This window comes from Rhizobium sp. Leaf321 (assembly GCF_001423215.1).
In the GTDB taxonomy this organism is placed as follows: domain Bacteria; phylum Pseudomonadota; class Alphaproteobacteria; order Rhizobiales; family Rhizobiaceae; genus Neorhizobium; species Neorhizobium soli.
On record NZ_LMOF01000001.1, the window covers coordinates 299484 to 312930 of the forward strand.

Consider the following 13447-nt stretch of genomic DNA (forward strand, 5'->3'; position numbering starts at 1 on the left):
CATGACTGTGGAAAGGACCGTTTACAGATGCCTATCTGCCAGACAGCGATCGGCTTCGGTATCGTTGCACCCACGAGACGACAGGTTCTGACGGCTATCGCGTCGGGGTTTGCCGCTGCGGCGACCGGAGGCCTTCCTGGTGTCGCGATGGCGCAAGACGAACTTCGCTTTGTCCATGCCTTCGGTGAAACGGTACTGCCGCAGCCGGCCAGGCGTGTGGTCTCGCTCGGGTATTCCACCCATGATCCTCTCCTGGCGCTGGGTGTCGTCCCTGTCGCCACGCGCCAGTGGTTCGGAGGCTATCCCTACAACGTCTGGCCTTGGGCCCAGGCGCTGATGGGAGATGCCCAGCCGCAGGTCATCTCGGGTGAAGTGTCAATGGAGATCGTCGCTTCGCTCCAACCGGACCTGATTATCGGCATCGGATCAGGTATCTCGCAGGCCGAATACGATATCCTATCCCAGATTGCGCCTGTCCTGATGCAGGAAAAGGGCGATCTCGCCTATGGCACCACCTGGGACGCCCAGACCCGCGTCATCGGTCGCGCGGTCGGCAACACTGGCAAGGCTGAGGAACTCATCGAAGGCGTCAAGTCGAGGTTTGCGGACATCAGGACACGGCATCCGCAATGGGCGGAACAGACCGCTGTCTGCGCCTACAATTTCGGCGGAGAAACCGGTGCCTTCATCGGCACCGATACCCGCGCGACGTTCCTGAAGGAATTGGGTTTCAGGCCGCCGCCAGCACTCGCCAACCTCGAAACAAACGAGGGTTTTTACGCCCGGCTTTCCCCGGAGGATCTTTCCAGTCTCGACGCGGACCTGCTGATCTGGGTCTCCACGTCCGATGCCGTGCCGGACATCGTCTCAATGCCGATGCGCAAGACGCTGAAGGCCCATGTCGAGGGTCGTGAGGTCCTGGCCGGAGCGCTTCTGGCCGGAGCGTTGACCTTCGGCAGCGTTCTTTCCCTGCCGTTCGCGCTTGAGCGGCTTGAAGCGGAGATCGGGTTGGCTTTGGACGGAAAAGCCGAGACAAAGGTTCCATCAAGCGTTGCCGCCGGGCTTGCCCCGTGAAGTCAGCTGCCATCCTTGGCCTGATCTTCCTCTTCGCCGTGGTGCTGACACTTGGCGTCGGGGTGCGCGGTGTCACGCCTATCGATGTGTTCCAGGCAATCTTTGCATATGATGAGAGCAATCCGGTCCATATCGTCATCGGTTCCGTCCGAATGCCGCGCCTTGTCGCGGCGCTGATCGCCGGTGCGGGCCTCGGTATCGCCGGCACGATCATGCAGGCGCTCACCCGCAATCCGCTGGCGGATCCCGGCATCATGGGCGTCAACTCCGGTGCCGCCTTCGCAGTGGTGATTGCGGCTTTGCTGACAGGGCGGTCCGATAGTGGCTTGATGTCTGCCATGGCCTTTCCGGGCGCAGCACTCGCCGCCGCCGCCGTGTTCATGCTGGGCGGCGGACTACGCGGCGATGCAGGCCCCGTCCGGCTGGCGCTCGCGGGCACAGCGCTCAATGCGATGCTTCTGTCTCTGGTCTCGGCCATCGTCCTTGCCCGCAACGAGACGCTCGAAATTCTCCGTTTCTGGATCACAGGATCGCTAGCACAGGCTGGCGCGCGTCCGCTCGCCGGCATGGGGAGCGCCGCTGCCATCGGTATCGGGGTGGCTCTCCTGATTGCGCCGCGCATCGAGGCACTTTCACTCGGGTCTTCGCTTGCCCGCGGGCTGGGCACGAAACCGGCGCGCGTGCAGGCCGGAGCTCTCGTGGCGATTACGCTGACGACGGGTGCTGCGGTCGCGGTCGCGGGCCCCATCGCTTTCGTCGGCCTTCTGGTTCCGCCCCTGGCGCGGCGCGTCGCCGGACACGCCCTGCGGTTCGAGCTGATGGCGGCCGCTGTCATCGGCGCGTCGATCCTGCTCTATGCGGATACGCTCGGGCGTATCCTTCTCGCGCCATCGGAAATTCGCGTCGGCATCATGACAGCGCTGATCGGGGCTCCGGCTTTCGTCATCATCGCACGGCGGCTTCGTCCCGGAGCGACATCGTGACGGCGCGAGGCAATGGTCGGGCGAGGGGTGGCGGCAGGGCTGGCGTCGTCCTGCTGGTTGGCCTGCTGCTTTCCTCCATTCTCGCATCGCTCATGCTCGGCCAGATCTTTTTGACACCGCAGGATCTGTGGACCGGTCTATGGACGGGGACCGGGCCAGGAGCGCTGACGCTGCGTGTCCTGCGAGGCCCGGGAATTGCGACGGCAGTCGGTGTCGGGGCCGTTCTCGGCGCGTCCGGCACGATCTTCCAGATCCTGCTGCGCAATCCGCTGGCGGCGCCGGATGTGATGGGTTTCATGCAAGGCGCTGGCCTTGCGGTGATCTGCGGCGTCGCCTTCGGCCTTTCCCTGCCGCTGCCATTTCTGGCCGCCGCCGGCGGATTGATTGCGGCTGTCATTGTTGCGGGACTTTCTTACCGGCGGCACGGTACGCAGGCGGCGCTGACGCTTATTCTCGTCGGCCTCGGGATGGGTTTTTTCTGTTCTGCTGCAAGCAGCTTCCTGATGACCCGCCTGCCGCTCCAGGAGGCTGCGGATGCGCAGCGCTGGCTTGCAGGCTCTCTGGCCGCCCGCAACTGGGGACATGCGCTTCAGGTTTCCGCCACCGGCGGCGTTCTGTTTGCTTTGCTGGCCTTTCAGGTGCGCTCACTCGGCCTGCTCGAACTGGGCGATGAGCTTGCAACGGGTCTCGGGGCCCGTGTGCGCCGGTCGAAATATCTGCTGATCACCACGGGTGTGCTGCTGGCCGGCGCGGGTGTCGCCGTGGCGGGGCCGGTGCCGTTCGTGGCGCTGATGGCGGGGCCACTCGGCTCGCGGATGACTAAGGCCAGCAGTCCGGGATCGCGGCTTGCAGCAGCCGCCGTCACAGGTGCCACAATTACTGTACTCGCGGATCTCGTCGCGCGCTCGCTTGTGCCGGGTCTGCAGCTACCGGTCGGCGTGATGACAGGGATCCTGGGAGCGCCCTATCTACTGTGGCTGCTCTCGCGTGAAATGGAGACTGGAGACCTGTGACAGGCAAGGCGCTGAAAACCGAACTCCTGACCCTTGGCTATCGCGACCGGATCGTGATCCAGGATCTGTCGCTCACACTGCCGGACGGCAAGATCACGACCATTCTCGGGCCGAACGGATGCGGAAAATCGACGCTTCTGAAAGCGTTGGCACGGCTTATCCCGCCGCTGCACGGCACTGTGACGCTGGGGGGGGATGATATTGCGAAGATCGACACGAGAGCTCTCGCACGAAGGCTCGCCATCCTGCCGCAGGCATCCAAGGCCCCGGAAGGCATCAGTGTGTCTGATCTGGTGCGGCGAGGCCGCACACCCTGGCGCGGACTGCTCGCGCCCTGGAGCGAGACCGATGCGATCGCCTGCGAACGGGCGTTGTCACAGGTCGGCCTTGCCGATCTCGCCGACAGGCCGCTCGACGAACTGTCCGGCGGCCAGAGGCAGCGGGCCTGGATCGCGCTCGTGCTCGCACAGGATACGCCCTACCTTTTGCTCGATGAGCCGACGACATGGCTTGACCTCAGCCACCAGATGGACGTGCTTTCCGTGCTGCGCGAGCGCAATCGCAACCACGGAACGACGGTTGTGGCCGTACTGCACGATCTCAATCTAGCCGTCCGGTTTTCCGATCATCTCGTGTTGCTCGGCAGTAACGGACTGGTGGATGTCGGAAGCCCCGAGCAGGTCATGACGGAAGCCAATCTCGACGAGGCTTTCGGTTTGAAATCAATGATCATTGCCGATCCGGTGACGGGAAAACCGATGGTCGTCCCGCGGTAAACTGGCCAATGCCGGCGGCATGCCGACAAGCCTCGCGCCAGAAACGTGATATATATTCACATCGCGGGGAAGATCTCATTCATAAAAACTAACAGTGATTGTTTTCGCTTAAGAATTTGGAATGTTTTTTGCCGCGAAGCAAATCCGTGCCGGATTCACGAATCTATACTGTTGCGCTAGATTCTGCTCAGCAAATGATTCGCCGTCACGATGCATTTATCTAGTGAGGCCACATTGGACGCAGTAAGCCACAGGTTTGAAGACCAGAGTTCATCAGTCGAATACTGGGCCATGAACAGGGCCCATCAGATTGTCGTCCACCACGGTATGAGCCTGATCGAAGCCGCGCAGTGCCTTGACCGCAAGCGAACCAGCGCAAGCACCTACGCGCTCAGAAAAGCGATCATGGATTGCCTTGTCGAAGCGCTCACACAAGGCGCCCAGCAGGAGGTGAAGCCTGCAGAATGAGTCTCATCACTGAGAGTTGAAGTCGAGTTCGCGCAACTGCCTCGAAGCTTTTCAATCCTGTGTTACTGTTTTCACCAGTACAAACGCAGTGATTGGAGTGCAGATGCTTGCAACACTCGCGATGCTGATCAGCCTGTCTTCGGCTGCAACGCCCGTCGTACAATCGCCTGCCACTGCGGGCGGTCCGTCCGGCGAGGTCGATGTCGAACTCGTCCTCGCCGTCGATACCTCCCGTTCCATGGATTTCGAAGAGGTCGCCATCCAGCGCGAAGGCTATATCGAAGCTCTCCAGCACAGGGAATTTCTCGATGCGGTCAGGTCAGGCATGACCGGCCGCATTGCGATCAGCTATTTCGAATGGGCTGGCGGGGTCGTGCCGGGGTCGGTCATCGACTGGCACGTGATCGAAAATGCGCAGGATGCGCTCGTCTTTACGCAAAAACTGGCAGCGCGTCCGATCGAGACACAAAGGCGGACGTCGATTTCCGCGGCGATCACGCAAGGGGCGACGATGATCGTCTCCAACCCGCTGAGGGGCATGCGCCAGGTCATCGATATCTCGGGCGATGGGCCCAACAATTCCGGCAACCCGGTTGAGCCTGCAAGGAACAAGGCGGTCGAGGCCGGAATCGTCATCAACGGTCTGGCTCTGATGCTGCGACCGTCTGGTGCACCGGGCGGCCTGGACAAGTATTACGCGGATTGCGTGACGGGTGGTCCGGGCTCCTTCGTTCTCCCGGTTCACCGCATCGAGGATTTCGCAGTCGCGGTGCGCCGCAAGCTGGTGATGGAGGTGAGCGGCATCACGCCACCGGAGAAAGTCATGAAGATTGCTTCGGCGCCCAAGAGCGATTGCATGATGGGCGAGAAACAGTGGCAGGACATTTTCGACCGTTAGACTAAGACTAAAGACGGGGCAGTGAGCATCAAAGCCGCGCGGACCAGCTTTTGACGTGGGCCGCAACCGTCTTCAGGTGATCGTCGGCGGAATAGCCTGAAACGGTTTTTCGCGGCTTCAGATCGTGATCGCCATCGGGAAGCCACAGGAGTTCGATCGCGTCCGAAAGATCGTAGCCTTTGACCTCCTCTTCGCTGCCGAGCGGGTCGCGGGTTCCCTGGCAGATCAGCGTCGGCGTCTTAAGGTCGCTCAGATGTGCGGTGCGGAGCTTGTCCGGTTTGGCCGGCGGGTGGAACGGATAACCCAGGCAGAGGAGACCGGCAATCCTGCCATCGGCAAACTCCTGGTCAGCAACCATGCTGGCGACGCGTCCGCCCATGGATTTTCCGCCGATCACCAAAAGGGATTTCACATCAAGGTCGGTGATTGCCTTTAGGTATTCCTCCTGCAATCGTTCGGCTTTCGGTGGCGGCCGGTTGCTGCCGCTTTCACGCCGCGCCGCCATGTATGCGAACTCGAACCGCGCCACGCGAAACCCTTCGTCAGCGAGAGCCTCAGTGACCGCTTTCATCGCGCTTGAGTCCATCGGGGCGCCTGCGCCATGCGCAAGAAGGATGGTCACCGGCGCGTCTTGTCGTCCATCGATCAGAAATTGTGTCGCCATCGTTAAGAAGCCCTTCCGCAAACTGAGGATAAGTCCTTTTATCGGCAGAGGGATAGCTAGCCAATCGGGGCCATGTTCCTATCTATGCCATTCAGGCGTGTAAGCGAAAGCGACCGGTTTGGGCGGAACTGCCAGTATCGAAAACAGCAAGACGCAAGCCGATGGCGAATTGCGGCGCTTTCTCGTGGGCCTTGGCCGGGGTGCCGCGGGCGCGATGCTGTTCGGCATTCCCATGCTGATGACGATGGAGCTGTGGGAACTGGGTTTCTATATCGAGCAATCCCGGCTCCTGATCCTGCTCCTCGTCAACATCCCGCTCCTGATCGTGCTTGCGCATCTCATCGGGTTTGAGCGGACCTCTACCTTCTGGCAGGCCGTGCGCGACGCGTTGACGGCCTTCGCGCTCGGGATCGTCATGAGTGGTGCGGCACTTGTGATGCTCGGCGTGCTGAAGGCCGATATGCCCATGGCAACGATCATCGGCAAGATCGCCATCCAGGCGGTTCCGGCAAGCATCGGCGCCATGCTCGGGCGCTCCCAGCTGGGTGGAGAGGATAACGCTGACGACGAGGACGACGAGACGTCCCAGTCATCAGATGCCGTTCCCGACAGTCTTTCGACGAACTACGTGCGCGAGCTGTTTCTGATGGCGATCGGTGCACTGTTTCTCAACCTCAATGTCGCGCCGACGGAAGAAGTCGTCCTGATTTCCTACAAGATGATGAACTGGCACGGGGTGGTAACAATCCTGGTGTCGATCGCCATCATGCACTGTTTCGTCTACGCGGTGTCTTTTCGCGGCGGGCACAGAATGCCGGAAGACAGCTCACGCTGGCCTATCTTCTTCCGCTACACGCTTCCCGGTTATATGGTCGCGATGCTGGTCAGTCTCTATGTGTTGTGGATCTTCGGCCGGCTGGATGGCATGGCCGCAACGCCGGTGCTGATCTCGGTCATCGTCCTCTCATTCCCGGGGGCGATCGGCGCTGCCGCGGCCCGACTGATCCTTTAGCGAGGCCCTGATGAAAGACACGAGCGATATCGGCAAGGTCACCGAAAAGGGTGAGGCACACTGGATCGAATGGGTCACTGCGATCGTTTCGACGCTGATTGTTGCGGCCGTCCTTGGCTGGGTTGGCTGGCGCGCCGTAAGTGAGGAGAAAGTCTCACCCGCGTTCCGTATCGAGATCACCGAACGCATGCCCGTCGAGGGCGGCTACCGCATCCGGTTCGATGTTTCCAACAGCGCTAACCGAACGGCGGCAGTGGTCGTCGTGCGCGGCGAGGTCATGGATGGTGAGGCGGCCATCGAACAGGCGGATGTCACCTTCGATTACGTTCCCGCGCAATCGAAAGCCTCGGGAGCCATCCTTTTCGCCCGTGAGCCGCGTCAGGATCAGATCCGGTTGCGGACGATCAGCTTCACCGATCCCTGAACGGACGCCGCCAGCCGATCATGGCTTTTCGACGGGCGCCGCCAATGCAATCCACTCACGTTCTGGAATCCGGCGTGACATTTCGTGTAGCGATGACGGGATCGATTCGGAGTCATGTGCGTTTATGTTCGCTGCCTGCGACCGACCAAGAGGTGAGGTCGCGGTAAAAGAAGAATTAAATGGAGTACAGGGATGAATAAGACTTTCGCCGCGGCTGTTGCCGCCCTGCCGATCGTTCTCACCGCAACGACCGCCTTTTCTGCAGACGTGATTTCGCGCAGGGATGCACCATACCAGGAAGCTGACCAGCGCGGCGGCGTCCGTATCGGCTATCTCGATTGCCAGGTCGGCGGTGGCGTCGGTTACGTCATCGGTTCCGCCAAGGAAGCCGAATGCACCTTCTCGTCCACGATGGGCAGCGAGCCGATCGATCAGTACACCGGCGTCATTCGCAAGATGGGTGTCGATCTCGGATTTACCACGCGCAGCCGCCTGATCTGGGCAGTCTTCGCACCGACCGCTGGCTATCACCACGGTTCGCTCGGCGGCCTCTACCAGGGCGCAACGGCTGAAGCGACTGTCGGTGCCGGCATCGGCGCCAACATTCTCGTCGGCGGCACATCCGGTTCGATCCATCTCCAGACCGTCAGCATCACCGGTCAGCTCGGCCTGAACGTTGCTGCGACAGGTACTTCGGTTACGCTGACCCCAGCCAACTGATCTATCGGCCAGACGTCAAGTCATTTGGAAGGCCGCCGGGTAACTCCGGCGGCCTTTCCATGTCTGGTAGCAACCTCTTGAACCGGTCCGCGCAAAATCATATTTTGACCCTGTCGCTTGGAAACAGCGTGCAGTTTGCGATCAATCAATTCGGCTAGGCGGCCGCGCCCCTACCGCGACAAGATAAGGATCGGCATCATGGATATAGAGAAAATCTTGGCGTCCGTCGTCGCGGTACGCGCCTCCATTCCCGATAACGCGTTCACGGCCGATGCTCTCGGCGTCCGGCGCGAAGGCAGCGGTGTGGTCATCCGGGAAAACGGTCTTATCCTGACGATCGGCTATCTGATTACCGAGGCCGATGACGTGTGGATCACGAGCCGTGATGGCCGCAAGGTCCCGGGCCATGCACTCGCCTACGATCAGGAAAGCGGCTTCGGTCTCGTCCAGGCCTTGGCGCCCTTGGAACTGCCGGCGCTCGAGATCGGCGATTCCGACAATGCTGCTGTCGGAGATCCGATCGTTTTTGCGGACGGGGAGGGCCAGTATGTGCGCGGCAATATCGTCGCCAAGCAGGAGTTCGCCGGATACTGGGAGTACCTGCTCGACGAGGCGATATTCATCACGCCAGCGCATCCCTCCTGGGGAGGCGCCGCGATGGTCGATGCCGAAGGCCGGTTGATCGGTGTCGGCTCCCTACGACTGCAGATGAGCAAGGGCGGAGAGATCGCCGATATCAATATGGTGGTCCCGATCAACCTACTGGCTCCAATCTTGGATGACCTGCTCAACAGCGGCGAATTCAAGCGCCAGCCGCGCCCTTGGCTCGGCGCGTTCTCGGCAGAAACGAATGGCGACGTCGTTGTCATGAGCGTCACCGAAAATGGCCCGGCCGCAAAGGCAGGGCTCAAGCGTGGCGACGTCATCTCGGAAATCCGCGACGGTGAGGTCGACGGGTTGGCTGACTTCTACCGCAAGGTTTGGGAAAGCGGTCCGCCCGGTGCGGAAATTCCCATGCGTGTTCTCCGTGACGGCCGCGAAGCCTGGCTTCGCGTGAAATCGGCGGACCGCAACGACTTCCTTCTGAAACCGCAACTGCAGTGAACGACAGCCGGATTACCGGATCAGGATCGCCCTGAAATCGTTGACATTCGTGCCCGTCGGGCCGGTGACGAACAGGTCACCGGTCGCTTCGAAGCCGGTATAGCTGTCGTTGCGTGACAGAAGCGCGCGTCCATCCTGTCCGGCCGCGATCAGTCGCCTTGTCGTGCTGCCGTCGCAAAAGGCGCCGGCGTTGTTTTCGGAGCCGTCGATCCCATCCGTATCGGCTGTCAGCGCAGTGATCTCGAGGCCGTCGATAGCTAGCGCAAGGGCCAGTGCGAATTCGCCGTTGCGTCCGCCACGTCCGCCGTCGGAGCGCAGCGTCACAGTCGTTTCGCCACCTGAGAGAAGCACGGCAGGCTTGGCGAACGGCCGGTCGTGCTTTGCAATTTCCCGCGCAATCGCTGCATGAACGAGCGCCACATCGCGCGCTTCACCTTCGATGGAATCCGACAGGATATGCGGCGTCAGGCCGTGTGCCAGCGCTATCTCGGCGGCGGCCTGCAGCGAAACGCCGGCCGAGGCGATGACGTGATGCTCGTTCCGGGCGAAAACCGGGTCTGAAGGATCCGGAGCATCGGCCGCGGGCGACGTCAGATGCGCCATCATGGCCCGCGTGAGATTGAGTCCGTAGTTTTCGACGATGGCCAAGGCATCGTGCCGCGTGCTTTCGTCGGGGATTGTCGGGCCGGACGCGACAAAGGCCGGATTGTCGCCGGGGATGTCGGAGACGATCAGGCTGACGACCCTGGCCTGGGTTGCTGCCGCAAGACGGCCACCCTTGATCGTCGACAGATGCTTGCGGACAACGTTCATCGCTGAAATCGGCGCGCCCGATGCCAGCAGGGTCTCGTTGAGCGCGATCTCGTCATCGAGCGTCAGTCCCTCCGGTGGCGCCGGCAGAAGGGCAGACCCGCCGCCGCAGACCAGTGCAATCAACAGATCCCGTTCCGTCAGATTAGAGACCGTTTCCATGATCTTCACCGCAGCGGCGAGACCGGTCGCATCGGGCACAGGGTGAGACGCCTCCAGAACCTCGATCAACCGTGTTTCGCACCCGTAGCCGTAACGGGTGACGACGACGCCTGAGAGCTCGCCGAGCCATATCGTTTCCAGCACTGCTGCCATCTGGGCTGCACCCTTGCCGGCGCCAACGACGACGGTACGGCCGTTCTGTGGCGGCTCAGGCAGGTGCCGGCTGATGCCGGTTAGAGGATCGGCTGCCTTTACCGCTGCGCGGAACATCGCCTCCAACAATTCCCGATCCTGCATTCCACGCTCCCTCATGCCTTCATTCGTCCGTTCGATCACGGTGACCTGCGGTCGTCAATCGCGTTTGCCCGCCGCCCCTTCAATGTCGCGCGCCGCCTGGCGGATCGTCTGCATCAGAATATCGAGCGGCGCAGGGACGCCGGCCTCGGCCTTGAGGGTCAGCCCCACCGGACCCTTCGTCTCCGCCGTGTCGATGGGCAGCGTTGCCAGCAGGCCGTGGGCGATATCGGCCGCCACAACGCCGTGGGAGATGATCCAGATAGCGTCGCTGGTCTGGACGAAGGCGCGACCGAACGTATCGGAAACCGTCTCGATCTGGACCGGGAGATCGGTAATGCCGTGGGTGATCAGAAACTGCTCGACAACAGGCCGAATGATCGATCCGCGCGTCGGCATCAGGATCGGAAAATTGCCAAGCGTTCCAAACAGCGACTGTTTCGCCTCAAGCAGTGGGTGACCGGTGCGGACCGCAAACACGACCTGTTCCGAATAGAGATGCTCGAAGCTCAGCCCCGCCATTTTCTCAGGCGCCGCAAGCCGTCCCACCACCAGATCGAGGTCGCCGAGGCGTAGCTGTTCCATCAGAACGGCATTCTCGCCCGTCACGATCTTCACCTGGCCGCCCGCATTCTCGGCAAGGAAAAGCGTCATTGCCCGCGGCATGATGTTGCTGGCGACCGTCGGAAGTGCGCCGATCCGCAGCGGCATCGTGTCACCGAAGCGGGTGGTGGAGACGGCATCCATGCCCCTTTTCAAGGAGGCGAGCGTGGTTCCGGCGTGGCGCAGAAACACTTCCCCTGATCGCGTCAAGCGCAAACCGCGGCCTTCGCGCTCGAACACCGTCACGCCAAGGGCCTCCTCCATTTCGCGAATGGTCTTCGTAACCGCCGGCTGGCTGACATTCAGCACCTTGGAGGCCTGCACGACACTCTTCTGCCGGGCGACCTCGACAAAGGTCTGCAGGTGGCGGAACTTGATCTTCAGATTGTCCAAATTCATAACCCATGGGTTAAGTAATGGCCAAAAATTATCATTTTACTTAACCGCATGCCAGTGCGAACACTGTGCCCAGGAGGATTTGGTTCATGCAGTTTGTCGATCTCGACGGCGTCACAGTTCACTATGACATCGACTGGGCGGGAGATGGCCGGCCGGTCGTGGTGCTCGTCAACTCGCTCGGCACGGATAGCCGTATCTGGCATCACGTCATCCCCAAGCTGGCGGGTGACTATACAGTCCTCACCTACGACAAGCGTGGTCACGGGTTGTCGGATCTCGGCAACCCTCCCTATTCCATAGAGGACCTCTCCGGCGAACTTGCAGCCCTGCTCGATCACCTCGGCCTGTCCAATGTCATCGTCTGCGGCCTTTCCGTGGGTGGATTGATTGCCCAGGGTCTCTACGCGTCGAGGCCGGATCTCGTTCGCGCGCTGATCCTTTCCAACACGGCGCACAAGATCGGGACGCCGCAGATGTGGGCTGACCGTATCGGCGCCGTCGAGCAAAACGGCATCGCCAGCATTCTTGAACCTGTCATGCAGCGGTGGTTTACAGCGTCGTTCCGCGAGCCCGGAAATGCCGCCTACAAGGCCTATTGCAACATGCTGGTGCGCCAACCCGCCCTCGGCTACAGCGGCACATGTGCTGCGATCAGCAAGGCGGATTACACTGAGCAGGCAGCCCGGATCGCGGTGCCGACGCTCTGCATCGCAGGCGATCAAGATGGATCGACCCCGCCCGAACTGGTGCGGTCGCTTGCGGATCTCATTCCCGGTGCACGCTATGAAGTCATCGAAGGCACGGCGCATATACCCTGTATCGAAGCGCCTGGCGCCTACGCGGCCCTGATCCGCGGCTTTCTCGAAGAACTGGAGTCCTGAACGATATGGCAGAAGCTTCAATCCCGTCGGAACGCTACAAGCAGGGACTGGCGACGCGCCGCTCGGTTCTCGGCGAGGCGCATGTGGACCGTGCTCTTGCCAACGAGACGCCGTTCGACCAGCCGTTCCAGCAGTTGATCACCGAAGGCGCCTGGGGCTCGGTCTGGTCGCGGGACCAATGGTCGAAGCGGGAACGGTCGATGGTGACGATCGCGCTTCTGGCCGCACTCGGCCATGATGAAGAGGTGGCGATGCATATCCGCGCCACGGCCAATACGGGAGCGACGCGCGACGATATCTGCGAGGCGCTGATGCATGTGGCGATCTACGCCGGCGTGCCCGCCGCCAACCACGCTTTCAAGATCGCCAAGGCCACCTATGCCGAAATCGATGCGGCTAAGCCTGCTGCGGAGGAGCAGAAATGAGCAACGCACCACCAGAAACGACACCCTTCTTTGCCCGAGACCGGGAGAGGCACCCTCCGGCATACACGCCCGGCTACAAGACCTCGGTCTTGCGCTCGCCGCAGCGGGCGCTGATCTCACTGGAAGGCACGCGCAGCGAAATCACCGGGCCGGTGTTCGGCCATAACATTCTCGGCGAATTCGACAACGACCTGATCGTCAACTACGCCAAGCCCGGTGAATCCGCGATCGGCGAGCGCATCATGGTCTATGGCCGTGTGCTCGATGAACGGGGCAGGGGCGTTGCCGGGGCTCTCGTCGAATTCTGGCAGGCCAATGCCGGTGGCCGCTATCGCCACAAGAAGGAAAGCTATCTGGCGCCGCTCGATCCCAATTTCGGCGGTTTCGGCCGGGCGATCGCGGATGCAGAGGGCTATTACTGTTTCCGGACGATAAAGCCCGGTCCCTACCCTTGGCCGAACGGCGTCAACGACTGGCGTCCGGCGCATATCCATTTCTCGGTATTCGGGCACGGTTTTGCCCAGCGCCTGATCACGCAGATGTATTTCGAGGGTGATCCGATGATCTGGCTCTGCCCGATCGTCAAGACGATCCCGGACAGGCACGCGATCGAAAGCCTGATCGCACCGCTCGACATGAATGCCTCGATCCCGCACGATCTGCGGGCCTACAAGTTTGATATCATCCTGCGCGGGCGCCGCTCGACCCTTTTCGAAAATCGTCTGGAAGGCAATTGA

At 61.5% G+C, this 13447-nt stretch carries 16 protein-coding genes; 13 read left to right on the forward strand and 3 right to left on the reverse strand.

What is annotated here, in order from left to right:
• Positions 1 to 27 precede the first annotated feature (27 nt).
• From ASF70_RS01300 to ASF70_RS01320, 6 genes are all read left to right on the forward strand, one after another.
• A complete protein-coding gene (locus ASF70_RS01300) occupies positions 28 to 1074 on the forward strand; it encodes an iron-siderophore ABC transporter substrate-binding protein (protein WP_082471682.1) in 1047 nt (348 codons plus the stop codon).
• The gene (locus tag ASF70_RS01305) at positions 1071 to 2057 is read left to right on the forward strand and encodes an iron ABC transporter permease (RefSeq protein ID WP_062576756.1); all 987 of its coding nucleotides are present in this window, start codon (positions 1071 to 1073) and stop codon (positions 2055 to 2057) included. Before ASF70_RS01300 ends, ASF70_RS01305 begins: the two co-directional genes overlap by 4 nt.
• A complete protein-coding gene (locus tag ASF70_RS01310) occupies positions 2054 to 3070 on the forward strand; it encodes an iron ABC transporter permease (RefSeq protein WP_062576758.1) in 1017 nt (338 codons plus the stop codon). The genes ASF70_RS01305 and ASF70_RS01310 overlap by 4 nt, the downstream gene beginning before the upstream one ends.
• Complete coding sequence (locus tag ASF70_RS01315) at positions 3067 to 3846, forward strand: ABC transporter ATP-binding protein (RefSeq protein WP_062576760.1); 780 nt, start codon at positions 3067 to 3069, stop codon at positions 3844 to 3846. The genes ASF70_RS01310 and ASF70_RS01315 overlap by 4 nt, the downstream gene beginning before the upstream one ends.
• 291 nt (positions 3847 to 4137) lie before the next feature.
• Positions 4138 to 4314, forward strand: a complete 177-nt coding sequence (locus ASF70_RS24275; RefSeq protein ID WP_165699858.1) for a hypothetical protein — start codon at positions 4138 to 4140, stop codon at positions 4312 to 4314.
• Between the two features lie 103 nt (positions 4315 to 4417).
• On the forward strand, positions 4418 to 5212 hold the full coding sequence (locus ASF70_RS01320; RefSeq protein ID WP_062576762.1) for a DUF1194 domain-containing protein: 795 nt from the start codon (positions 4418 to 4420) through the stop codon (positions 5210 to 5212).
• A 28-nt stretch (positions 5213 to 5240) separates the two neighbouring features.
• Here the strand turns inward: ASF70_RS01320 and ASF70_RS01325 are convergent, their stop codons facing one another.
• Complete coding sequence (locus ASF70_RS01325; protein ID WP_062454442.1) at positions 5241 to 5876, reverse strand: alpha/beta family hydrolase; 636 nt, start codon at positions 5874 to 5876, stop codon at positions 5241 to 5243.
• Between the two features lie 118 nt (positions 5877 to 5994).
• Here ASF70_RS01325 and ASF70_RS01330 point away from each other — a divergent pair, with 118 nt between their 5' ends.
• The 4 genes from ASF70_RS01330 (at position 5995) to ASF70_RS01345 (ending at position 9136) form a co-directional block, all read left to right on the forward strand.
• Positions 5995 to 6888 carry a TIGR02587 family membrane protein gene (locus tag ASF70_RS01330; protein ID WP_244473913.1) on the forward strand — a complete coding sequence of 298 codons (894 nt, stop codon included), beginning with the start codon at positions 5995 to 5997 and terminating at the stop codon, positions 6886 to 6888.
• Between the two features lie 10 nt (positions 6889 to 6898).
• Positions 6899 to 7312 carry a TIGR02588 family protein gene (locus ASF70_RS01335; RefSeq protein WP_062576764.1) on the forward strand — a complete coding sequence of 138 codons (414 nt, stop codon included), beginning with the start codon at positions 6899 to 6901 and terminating at the stop codon, positions 7310 to 7312.
• A 192-nt stretch (positions 7313 to 7504) separates the two neighbouring features.
• Positions 7505 to 8032: a DUF992 domain-containing protein gene (locus tag ASF70_RS01340; protein WP_062454438.1), complete on the forward strand. Its 528-nt coding sequence runs from the start codon at positions 7505 to 7507 to the stop codon at positions 8030 to 8032.
• A gap of 198 nt (positions 8033 to 8230) precedes the next feature.
• Positions 8231 to 9136 carry a S1C family serine protease gene (locus tag ASF70_RS01345; protein ID WP_062454437.1) on the forward strand — a complete coding sequence of 302 codons (906 nt, stop codon included), beginning with the start codon at positions 8231 to 8233 and terminating at the stop codon, positions 9134 to 9136.
• Positions 9137 to 9148: 12 nt separating this feature from the next.
• Here the strand turns inward: ASF70_RS01345 and ASF70_RS01350 are convergent, their stop codons facing one another.
• Together ASF70_RS01350 and pcaQ are read right to left on the reverse strand one after the other, a co-directional pair.
• A complete protein-coding gene (locus ASF70_RS01350) occupies positions 9149 to 10405 on the reverse strand; it encodes a glycerate kinase (protein WP_062576766.1) in 1257 nt (418 codons plus the stop codon).
• 54 nt (positions 10406 to 10459) lie between these two features.
• Positions 10460 to 11398, reverse strand: coding sequence for a pca operon transcription factor PcaQ (pcaQ, locus tag ASF70_RS01355; RefSeq protein ID WP_062576867.1), 939 nt, complete (start codon positions 11396 to 11398; stop codon positions 10460 to 10462).
• 92 nt (positions 11399 to 11490) lie between these two features.
• On the opposite strand from pcaQ, the gene pcaD reads away from it, so the two are divergent.
• From pcaD to pcaH, 3 genes are read left to right on the forward strand one after another with little or no spacing between them, the layout of a single operon-like run.
• A complete protein-coding gene (gene pcaD / locus ASF70_RS01360; protein WP_062576768.1) occupies positions 11491 to 12285 on the forward strand; it encodes a 3-oxoadipate enol-lactonase in 795 nt (264 codons plus the stop codon).
• Between the two features lie 5 nt (positions 12286 to 12290).
• Positions 12291 to 12710 (forward strand): 4-carboxymuconolactone decarboxylase, encoded by a 420-nt coding sequence (gene pcaC, locus ASF70_RS01365; protein WP_062576770.1) that lies wholly within the window; start codon positions 12291 to 12293, stop codon positions 12708 to 12710.
• The gene (pcaH, locus tag ASF70_RS01370) at positions 12707 to 13447 is read left to right on the forward strand and encodes a protocatechuate 3,4-dioxygenase subunit beta (RefSeq protein WP_062454428.1); all 741 of its coding nucleotides are present in this window, start codon (positions 12707 to 12709) and stop codon (positions 13445 to 13447) included. Before pcaC ends, pcaH begins: the two co-directional genes overlap by 4 nt.

Coding starts and splice junctions, on each gene's coding strand:
- ASF70_RS01300 (WP_082471682.1), top strand. CDS start 28: ATGCCTATCTGCCAGACAGCGATCGGCTTCGGTATCGTTGCACCCACG.
- ASF70_RS24275 (WP_165699858.1), top strand. CDS start 4,138: ATGAACAGGGCCCATCAGATTGTCGTCCACCACGGTATGAGCCTGATC.
- ASF70_RS01320 (WP_062576762.1), top strand. CDS start 4,418: ATGCTTGCAACACTCGCGATGCTGATCAGCCTGTCTTCGGCTGCAACG.
- ASF70_RS01325 (WP_062454442.1), bottom strand. CDS start 5,876: ATGGCGACACAATTTCTGATCGATGGACGACAAGACGCGCCGGTGACC.
- ASF70_RS01335 (WP_062576764.1), top strand. CDS start 6,899: ATGAAAGACACGAGCGATATCGGCAAGGTCACCGAAAAGGGTGAGGCA.
- ASF70_RS01340 (WP_062454438.1), top strand. CDS start 7,505: ATGAATAAGACTTTCGCCGCGGCTGTTGCCGCCCTGCCGATCGTTCTC.
- ASF70_RS01345 (WP_062454437.1), top strand. CDS start 8,231: ATGGATATAGAGAAAATCTTGGCGTCCGTCGTCGCGGTACGCGCCTCC.
- ASF70_RS01350 (WP_062576766.1), bottom strand. CDS start 10,405: ATGCAGGATCGGGAATTGTTGGAGGCGATGTTCCGCGCAGCGGTAAAG.
- pcaD (WP_062576768.1), top strand. CDS start 11,491: ATGCAGTTTGTCGATCTCGACGGCGTCACAGTTCACTATGACATCGAC.
- pcaC (WP_062576770.1), top strand. CDS start 12,291: ATGGCAGAAGCTTCAATCCCGTCGGAACGCTACAAGCAGGGACTGGCG.
- pcaH (WP_062454428.1), top strand. CDS start 12,707: ATGAGCAACGCACCACCAGAAACGACACCCTTCTTTGCCCGAGACCGG.